This window comes from Nosocomiicoccus sp. HMSC09A07 (assembly GCF_001808485.1).
Lineage (GTDB): Bacteria > Bacillota > Bacilli > Staphylococcales > Salinicoccaceae > Nosocomiicoccus > Nosocomiicoccus ampullae_A.
The window spans coordinates 33853-41760 of record NZ_KV793636.1; the positions used below are offsets into that span (position 1 = coordinate 33853).

Annotated in this window: 11 protein-coding genes; 6 read left to right on the forward strand and 5 right to left on the reverse strand. The window is 37.1% G+C overall.

Annotation, left to right across the window (positions count from 1 at the left end; all coding sequences use genetic code 11):
- Positions 1-9 precede the first annotated feature (9 nt).
- Positions 10-261 carry a hypothetical protein gene (locus HMPREF3177_RS06940; RefSeq protein WP_040929518.1) on the reverse strand — a complete coding sequence of 84 codons (252 nt, stop codon included), beginning with the start codon at positions 259-261 and terminating at the stop codon, positions 10-12.
- 107 nt (positions 262-368) lie between these two features.
- Between HMPREF3177_RS06940 and HMPREF3177_RS06945 the strand changes: the two genes are divergently transcribed.
- The 3 genes from HMPREF3177_RS06945 to HMPREF3177_RS06955 are packed head-to-tail and all read left to right on the forward strand — an operon-like array spanning position 369 to position 1476.
- Positions 369-611, forward strand: a complete 243-nt coding sequence (locus HMPREF3177_RS06945) for a hypothetical protein (RefSeq protein ID WP_040929517.1) — start codon at positions 369-371, stop codon at positions 609-611.
- Positions 612-616: 5 nt separating this feature from the next.
- Positions 617-928, forward strand: coding sequence for a hypothetical protein (locus HMPREF3177_RS06950; protein WP_068129709.1), 312 nt, complete (start codon positions 617-619; stop codon positions 926-928).
- Positions 925-1476 carry a GNAT family N-acetyltransferase gene (locus HMPREF3177_RS06955; RefSeq protein WP_070458102.1) on the forward strand — a complete coding sequence of 184 codons (552 nt, stop codon included), beginning with the start codon at positions 925-927 and terminating at the stop codon, positions 1474-1476. The genes HMPREF3177_RS06950 and HMPREF3177_RS06955 overlap by 4 nt, the downstream gene beginning before the upstream one ends.
- A 17-nt stretch (positions 1477-1493) precedes the next feature.
- Here the strand turns inward: HMPREF3177_RS06955 and HMPREF3177_RS06960 are convergent, their stop codons facing one another.
- Both HMPREF3177_RS06960 and HMPREF3177_RS06965 read right to left on the reverse strand, forming a co-directional pair.
- Positions 1494-2090: an LOG family protein gene (locus HMPREF3177_RS06960; RefSeq protein WP_168161320.1), complete on the reverse strand. Its 597-nt coding sequence runs from the start codon at positions 2088-2090 to the stop codon at positions 1494-1496.
- On the reverse strand, positions 2090-2842 hold the full coding sequence (locus HMPREF3177_RS06965; protein ID WP_068129717.1) for a hypothetical protein: 753 nt from the start codon (positions 2840-2842) through the stop codon (positions 2090-2092). Before HMPREF3177_RS06965 ends, HMPREF3177_RS06960 begins: the two co-directional genes overlap by 1 nt.
- Before the next feature lie 125 nt (positions 2843-2967).
- Here HMPREF3177_RS06965 and HMPREF3177_RS06970 point away from each other — a divergent pair, with 125 nt between their 5' ends.
- Entirely contained in the window at positions 2968-3594 is a 627-nt protein-coding gene (locus HMPREF3177_RS06970) for a hypothetical protein (protein ID WP_070458106.1), read from the forward strand.
- A gap of 31 nt (positions 3595-3625) precedes the next feature.
- Here the strand turns inward: HMPREF3177_RS06970 and pnpS are convergent, their stop codons facing one another.
- Positions 3626-5383 (reverse strand): two-component system histidine kinase PnpS, encoded by a 1758-nt coding sequence (gene pnpS, locus HMPREF3177_RS06975; RefSeq protein ID WP_070458109.1) that lies wholly within the window; start codon positions 5381-5383, stop codon positions 3626-3628.
- On the reverse strand, positions 5376-6077 hold the full coding sequence (locus HMPREF3177_RS06980) for a response regulator transcription factor (protein WP_070458111.1): 702 nt from the start codon (positions 6075-6077) through the stop codon (positions 5376-5378). Before HMPREF3177_RS06980 ends, pnpS begins: the two co-directional genes overlap by 8 nt.
- Positions 6078-6234: 157 nt before the next feature.
- Here HMPREF3177_RS06980 and HMPREF3177_RS06985 point away from each other — a divergent pair, with 157 nt between their 5' ends.
- Positions 6235-7236 (forward strand): ThiF family adenylyltransferase, encoded by a 1002-nt coding sequence (locus HMPREF3177_RS06985; RefSeq protein ID WP_070458113.1) that lies wholly within the window; start codon positions 6235-6237, stop codon positions 7234-7236.
- 10 nt (positions 7237-7246) lie between these two features.
- Positions 7247-7753, forward strand: a complete 507-nt coding sequence (locus HMPREF3177_RS06990) for a MogA/MoaB family molybdenum cofactor biosynthesis protein (protein ID WP_070458116.1) — start codon at positions 7247-7249, stop codon at positions 7751-7753.
- Positions 7754-7908 lie beyond the last annotated feature (155 nt).

Sequence of the window (7908 nt, forward strand, 5' to 3'; positions counted from 1 at the left end):
GACGTTTTATCAATTGTCTTGTTGTTTTAACGCTCTAAATATTAATACTGAAAACACAGCAATTACAATTAAATACACTGCGCCTAATATAGAATCGACTAACGGTTCGTTACCGACAAAAAAGCGAAGTGAAAATATAATAATAGAATGTGCGATAAGTAGTATGATCAATGAACGAGTAACGTTTTTATTTTTAAAAAACACGACGAGCATTAAAATGATGAAAACAACAGTAACTCCGAGTTTAATCCATTCAAACATTCGTTCCACCTCTTAAGTTTAGTATCGCTTAAAATGATAGAATCTACAAGAGAATTTTCAACGTATATGTGAAGTGCTATACTATTATTATATATGTAGGTGATGATATGAAACGTGTTTTAATATTGTTAATATGCACGGTGTTTCTCAGTGCGTGTAGTGGACAATCTCAAAAAGAAAAAGACATCCAAGCACTCGAAGAAAGCATTACAAACTTAGAACGCCAAATTAACGAATTAAAAAGAGATAACGATGATTTAAAACAGAAGTTAAAAACGAAACAAGATGAACTCAGTCAAATCGAACAAGAAGATAATGAAAAAGATAAAGAAGATGAAGAAGAGGAGTAAAGAGTATGTACGAAAGTGATTTTGTCTTAATGGAAAACGAAACGATGTCTTTAGAAGCATTACGTCAAGAACTCAGCAACATCATTCAAAATAAGTGCGTATATAACGCTGAACAAACGAAGCGTAGCGTCTCACAACAACCAAAACCTGAAGATCGTTACGACACGTTCTACATTCATTTTGATGTTGAAGGTTCTAATGATTTTGTTAGCGTTGTAGCTGATGTAAGTAAAGAAAAGCATTTAGTCGATTATGATTTAAATGAAAAAGGACTTACTGTAAAGTTAATTAACTATAATAAACGTGACCGACAATGACACATATCAAAACAAAGCGTTTATTATTAAGAGATTATACGTCGTCTGATATCGATCGTATTAGAAACATGATGCGTGATAGAGATGTCGTGCAGTACTTTCCAAGTCCGTTATCTGACGTTGAAATAGAAACGCTTGTGAGAGAAATGTCAGGAAGTATTCGCGACAGAGGATTTGGAGTGTTTGCGGTAGAAAGAAAAAGTAATAATGAAATGATAGGAATCGCGGGCATTCGTATTAAACAGTACGACGAACATCTAAATTTAGATGAAATCGAACATTTATTTCCGTGTGTTGAGTTATATTTATTACTTGACAAACGATACTGGAATCAAGGGCTCGCAACTGAAGCGGCTGAAGCGGTGATGAAGTTTGTACGTAAAAAAACAGACATTCAAGAAGTATATGCATTCACTTCCAAGCTCAATCTTCCGTGGTTAAATGTAATCGACAAAATTGGCATGGATCCTATATTTGAATATACGAACCCGTATTATGTAGAAGGGCATCGTAAAGCGGATAGTTTAATTTTTAAAATACACACATAAAAACGGACATCTTGAAATTAATCATGATGTCCGTTTTCTATATCTTCTCGACTACGTCCAGCAACTGGACGGAATTGTTTTAATTCGTCGAGTACGTTTTCGATTGAATCGAGTTTAATAATTAAATCTAAAAATCTGCGCTCTAAAAAGTCGTTTTCAATAAATGATTCAAATAAATCAAAAAGTGAATCATAATAACCATCTGTATTGACGAGTGCAATTGGCTTTTGAGCGTGTCCAATTTGTCCACCGACAAATACTTGGAAAAACTCTTCCATCGTGCCTGCGCCACCAGGTAAAATGATGATCGCATCCGCTTCGTCGATTAACATATCTTTACGTATGCTCATCGTGTCGACGATTTTCATGTTTTTAACGCGAGGGTGTGCCATTTCTTTATCGACTAATACTGTCGGGATAATGCCAGTCACGTCGCCTCCGGCGTCTAACGCACCGTTCGCAACAGCCCCCATTAAACCGAGGCCGCCCCCACCATAAATGAGTTCGACATTTTCGTTTGCGAGCGTTTCGCCGAGCGTGTATGCATCTTCTCTAAATTTATCGCTATTACCTAAACGTGCACCACAAAAAACAGAAACCTTACTAATTTCCATTAGTCGTTGTGTTTGTCTTTCCATTCGATAAATTGTTTTAGAGAATCAGATTTTTGATATTTCTCACCGTATCCTGTTTTTCTTCCGTGATTTTCGATGTGGCGCTCATTTTGACGGCGATGTTTACCAAATAGTGAGTCGTCTCTCTTTTCGGCTCTTTCAACTTTACGTTCTTTAGCTTCTTCACGAAGGTGTGCACTTCTTGGGTCGAGTAAATCTTTATGTTTTAAATGTAATGCACCTGGAGAATAATCATCTTCATACTCCGTTTGTTCAACGAATTGTTCATTGAGTTCTTTTACGTTTGTTGTGTCTGGTCTTTCAGTAGTCAATTTCTGATGTCCTTTCGATACGTTCATACGTGATTCTTTTTCATCGTGATTTAGAGTCTCTGTTGAAACGAGACTTTCCATACGTTTTTTACGATGTTTTTCTTTGTCAGCTTCAAACTGTGCCTCTAGTTTGTTAAGTTTACTTAACGATTTGTCGTGTGCTTTCATCTGTTTATTATACTCGCGCTTATCTTTTGAAGCGTGGTATTTTTCTGAAACGAAGTCACGCGTTTCGTTAAATCCTTTAACACCCGCTTCAGTGACAGTTTGTGTTTTATCTTTAGCTTTACTATATAAAATATTACTGTTTTTTGCGAGTTTTTGCACGTCTGGATGGTCTTTAATTTCATTTCTGTTTTTGAGTAATGGTACGAGTAAAACAGGTAAAATTGTCGCAGCCATTCTTAGCTTCTCTTTCATAAAAATAACCTCCGGTTAACGAATTACTTATTATTATAACGTACCCGTTAATCATTTACACGAAACGACTGTGTTTATAAAAATAAATAATCGGCAATATGTAAGTAAACGAGGAGGCGTTAATTATGGCGTTAGATAAAACTACACGCGTACAACATTTATTTATAGATTATCCAAATATCGGAGAGGTCATCCGTCCTTTATCACTTAAATTTGCTGTCGACGATACGGTAACAGTCGAAGATGTCGCGGTTAAAAATAATTTAGATGTAGAAGCTGTCGTGAACGATTTAAAAGACTTTGTAGAAGACGAGCATGTCACAAATTACGTCAATCATACGAAGCAAGATCTTACAAAAACAGTACACGACCGTTATATCGAAGATTTAAAAGATGAATTGCCCGTTTTACATGAATATGTTAAAAAAGTGTCGAAGAAAAAATTAAAAGACGAAAACGTGCATCACGCATACGATAAAGTCAAACAAGTTTTAAATGATTATAGTGAACTTCTCGAAGATACGGTACACCCGCTTGTCGTTTCAGATAAACATGCGGAAGTGTATAACGTAGAAGTTGAAAGTAAAGAAAAGGAAATCGTTAAAGGATTTGAGAAATTACGAGATGTCTCGAATGATTATAATAGTGAGCCACTCGATGCTGATGTAGAATTTGTCTATGATAGATTAGAACGTTTAGAGCAGGTCGCTGTAGAAATGATTGCACTTGAACAATTAATTCGCCGAAAATAATAATGACGCCACTTTTAAAAGTGGCGTCATTTTACTTTTTAAATGTTACCGTAAATGTCGTATATTCTCCTTCAACACTGTCTACAGTTATAGACGCATTATGAAGTTCGACGAGGTGTTTGACAATCGATAATCCTAGGCCAGTACCACCATCTGCTGTACTACGTGCAGAATCGACGCGGTAGAATCGTTCGAACAGTCGACTGAGGCTTTCTTCTGGAATTCCAGCCCCTGTGTCATGAACACTTAACTCTATAGAATCGTTCGTCTCTTCTATTTTTACTTCAACGGTGTCGCCTTCATGCGTGTAATTTGCAGCGTTTGAAAGTAAGTTTACGAGTATTTGCGCGACGCGTTCTTTATCCGCATAAAGCATGTGCTCCTCATTTTCTGGTAAATGGAGTTGTAAGTTTCTATCTTTAAATAAACGTTTCATTGGACGTGCTGTCGTATGAACGAGTTCAGTTAAATCAAAATTCGTTTCGTTCAGTCGAATTTGGTGTTTTTCTATTTTCGATAAATTTAAAATATCGATGATCAGCTTATTTAACCGAACACTTTCGTTATATATAATTTCTAAAAACTCTCTCTCAACTTCTCGAGGTAAATCACCGGATTCTAATAACGTTTCAGAGAACCCTTGAATAGATGTGATCGGCGTTTTTAACTCATGAGACACGTTTGCCACGAAATCTCTTCGTATATTTTCAAGGCGCTTAATATCCGTAATATCGTGAAGCGCAACGATTACACCACGCTTTTCCCAACGTTCACCGTAATACGGTGCAGCATAAAAGTTTAAAATCATTTCTTCAGGATTGTATAAATGTACTTCACTCGTTTTTACTTCATCGTATTTATAAACGTGACGAATGTCTCTTAGTACATTTAATTTAACAAGACTTTCCTGATAGTCATTATTGAGAATTTTATCTCGCGTTTGGTTGATCATTTTTAACGCTGCGTCGTTAATCACGTCAATTTCACCTTCTGGGTTAATCAAAATAACACCCGTGTTTAAATTCGATAAAATACTCTCAAGCTGTTTAGACTGGTCTTTAATCTCTGTGACGTGGGCATTTAGACTAATTGCTAGAGAATTGACGGACTCACTAAGCGTGTACAGTTCTCCAGGAAAAGTGTCGTTAATACGTGCGCTATAATCATTTTTCTTCAGACGCTCTGTCACTTCTATAATTTTTTGAATTGGATTCGTAATTTTATATGCGAGTAGTGCTGCTGAAATGATCGTTGCGACTAAAATGAGTGTAAATACGATGACGATTGACACCCATTTTTGTTGTGCAGCTGCTTCGATTGTCTCAAGTGGTGTAGAGCTACGGACATACCCAATGACTTCACCATCTTCAGTTATCGGTACAGCGACGTACATCATCTGTATTTCTTCAGTGTCACTTTGTCGAATGTAAGATTCACTCGTCGTTTTCTTTCGTTTCGCTTCTTTAATCTCTGGGCGATCGATGTGGTTACTCATCGTCCAAATGTTTGAATCCGTGTCGAAAATGACTCTCCCGTCCTTGTCGATAATCGTAAAGCGTAAGTTTTCAGGCAACTTAAGATTTGAAAACATTTCCTTCGTATTACGAATGGTTAGCAAATCTTTTGTAATCATACTTTCGAGCAGTTCACTTTCTTCAGTAAGTTGCTTACTCGTCATCGCGTTATACGTCGTACGGTTCACGTTATCTACAAAGAAAAACATCATACATAATCCGACAATTAACACGATGAAAAACGAAAGTGTGATGCGCACCCATAGTTTATTCATCGATATATTCCATCTTATAACCGAATCCACGAACGGTATGAATGTATTTCGGCGACTTCGGATTGTCTTCAATTTTTTCTCTTAGTTTACCGATATGGACATCGACAATTCGTGTATCACCGTCAAAATCAAACTGCCAAATTCCGTTTAACAGTTGGTCGCGAGATAGCACACGTCCATTATTTTTATTTAAGTAAACGAGAAGCTCGTATTCTTTTTTAGTGAGGTCGATTTTTTTATCGTTTTTATAAATAGCATAGTTGTCATAATCGATTGTTAGTTCACCGATTATTACAGTGTTGTCTTCTGTAGTCTCTTGATTTGCTTCGAAGTCAATGCGTCTTAATATAGCGCGAACTCTCGCTACGACTTCTCGCGGGCTAAACGGTTTTGTCATATAGTCATCCGCCCCCATTTCAAGACCGAGTATTTTATCGAACTCATCATCTTTTGCAGTGAGCATTAAAACAGGCACATGAATTTTATCGAGTCGTAAAGTTTTCACGACGTCCATACCATCTATTTTTGGAAGCATTAAATCCAAAACCATTACGTCCGGTGATTCTTTTTTCACTTGTTCAATTGCTTCTAAACCGTCGTTTGCTGTAACAACTTCAAAGCCATTTTGTTCTAAGTTAAATTTAAGTAACGTTACAATTGATGTTTCATCATCAACAACGAGAATTTTATGCATAGTAACCTCCTGCATATCGAATTTGTTATATGTTAATCATTTTATCATGTTTACAATTATTCACTTATATTTTACACAATCTTTACAATGTAGAATACTCATGGAATAGTGTAGAATATAGTATTGTAATTGAGATTATACTTTTTAAGGTGAAACTATGGATATCGAACGTTATAGTCGACAAATTTTATATAAAAATATAGGTGAAGACGGTCAACGAAAACTGCTTGAAAGTACAGTTTTAATTGTCGGAGTCGGTGCACTCGGTTCAGTTTCAAGTGAGATGCTTGCGCGTTTAGGTATCGGAAAACTCATTTTAGTCGATCGAGACTACGTTGAGCTATCGAACTTACAACGTCAGACGTTATATACTGAACGTGACGCAGATGAACAAAAACCAAAAGCAATCGCGGCACTCGAACATTTAAAAGAAATTCGTAGTGATCTCGATATTGAAGTTCATGTGAATCACGTAGACGCACTCTTTTTAGAATCGCTCGTAAAAACTCATGACGTCGATTTAATTTTAGACGGAACAGATAACTTTGAAACGAGACTCGTAATTAACGACGTGGCGTATAAAGTCGGGATTCCGTGGGTCCACGCAGCTGTCGTCGAAGCGTCATACTTAGTGGCACCATTTACACAGGATTCACCGTGTTATAGATGTGTGATGCCAGTACTTCCGTCAAACACGTTAACGTGTGACACAGTAGGTGTGATATCTCCAGCCATTCATACGGCCGTGTCAATACAAGTTACGACGGCAATCAAATTACTCATCGGTGAAACGTTTGACAGACACTATATGACATTTGGAGAATTATGGTCAGGAGAGCATAGTCGCATCGCGTTTGATAACATTAAAAATAAAGAGTGCGACACGTGTGAGTTGGAACTTTATCCCTCATATAATGAATCACATCAAGCGTTAAGCTTATGTGGAAGAGACACCGTTCAAATATATGATGACACTATTACTTATGAACTTTCGTTAAACACCGCGAAGCGACTCGGTGACTATAAGGAGACACCGTACTTCATCGAATTTTATTATGATGATTATCGAATTATCGTATTTAAAAACGGTCGAATGTTAATACACGGTCTAAAAAGAATTGAAAAAGCACGCACAATCGTCGCACAACTATTTGGATAGGAGAGATAATATGAGTATCGTTGAAAGAATTGAGAGAGATATTAACGTTGGCGTAATTACAGTAAGTGATACGCGTACAAAAGAAACAGACAAAGGCGGAAAACTCGTCATCGAAAAGTTAAATGACATTAACGCAGTTGTCGAAGATGATAATCACTTAATCGTGACAGACGATAAAGAAAAAATCCGTAAAGCGGTTGTTGGATTACTCGAAAAAGATCTAGACGTCGTCATCACGACAGGCGGTACAGGAATCGCAAAGCGAGACGTCACAATAGAAGCGGTGAGCGAGCTCTTTGACAAAGAAGTCGAAGGGTTCGGAGAATTATTTAGAATGTTATCTTACACAGAAGATATAGGCTCTAGAAGTCTATTATCACGCGCAGCAATGGGCACGCACGATAACCAACTCATCATCAGCCTCCCAGGCTCAACAGGTGCAGTCAAACTCGGTATGGACAAACTCATCGTCCCAGAGTTAAACCATTTAGTATTTGAGTTAAACAAAGAGAACTAGTCGGGGCACGAACTATTGTAGTAAGTTGTAAAGACGTGCGGTCGGAGTAGGTTTTTGTTCTTTTGGAAAGAGAAGTAAGAGTGCTTTGCTGTGTGTGGTGCGCTTATTTACAAAAATTCTATGAATTTGTTAGATATATCAAGATAATTAACAAA

Bases quoted from the DNA above. Each gene is read 5' to 3' on its own strand.
- HMPREF3177_RS06955 (WP_070458102.1), top strand. From the start codon at position 925: ATGACACATATCAAAACAAAGCGTTTATTATTAAGAGATTATACGTCG.
- HMPREF3177_RS06945 (WP_040929517.1), top strand. From the start codon at position 369: ATGAAACGTGTTTTAATATTGTTAATATGCACGGTGTTTCTCAGTGCG.
- HMPREF3177_RS06985 (WP_070458113.1), top strand. From the start codon at position 6,235: ATGGATATCGAACGTTATAGTCGACAAATTTTATATAAAAATATAGGT.
- HMPREF3177_RS06960 (WP_168161320.1), bottom strand. From the start codon at position 2,090: ATGGAAATTAGTAAGGTTTCTGTTTTTTGTGGTGCACGTTTAGGTAAT.
- HMPREF3177_RS06950 (WP_068129709.1), top strand. From the start codon at position 617: ATGTACGAAAGTGATTTTGTCTTAATGGAAAACGAAACGATGTCTTTA.
- HMPREF3177_RS06990 (WP_070458116.1), top strand. From the start codon at position 7,247: ATGAGTATCGTTGAAAGAATTGAGAGAGATATTAACGTTGGCGTAATT.
- HMPREF3177_RS06980 (WP_070458111.1), bottom strand. From the start codon at position 6,077: ATGCATAAAATTCTCGTTGTTGATGATGAAACATCAATTGTAACGTTA.
- pnpS (WP_070458109.1), bottom strand. From the start codon at position 5,383: ATGAATAAACTATGGGTGCGCATCACACTTTCGTTTTTCATCGTGTTA.
- HMPREF3177_RS06965 (WP_068129717.1), bottom strand. From the start codon at position 2,842: ATGAAAGAGAAGCTAAGAATGGCTGCGACAATTTTACCTGTTTTACTC.
- HMPREF3177_RS06970 (WP_070458106.1), top strand. From the start codon at position 2,968: ATGGCGTTAGATAAAACTACACGCGTACAACATTTATTTATAGATTAT.
- HMPREF3177_RS06940 (WP_040929518.1), bottom strand. From the start codon at position 261: ATGTTTGAATGGATTAAACTCGGAGTTACTGTTGTTTTCATCATTTTA.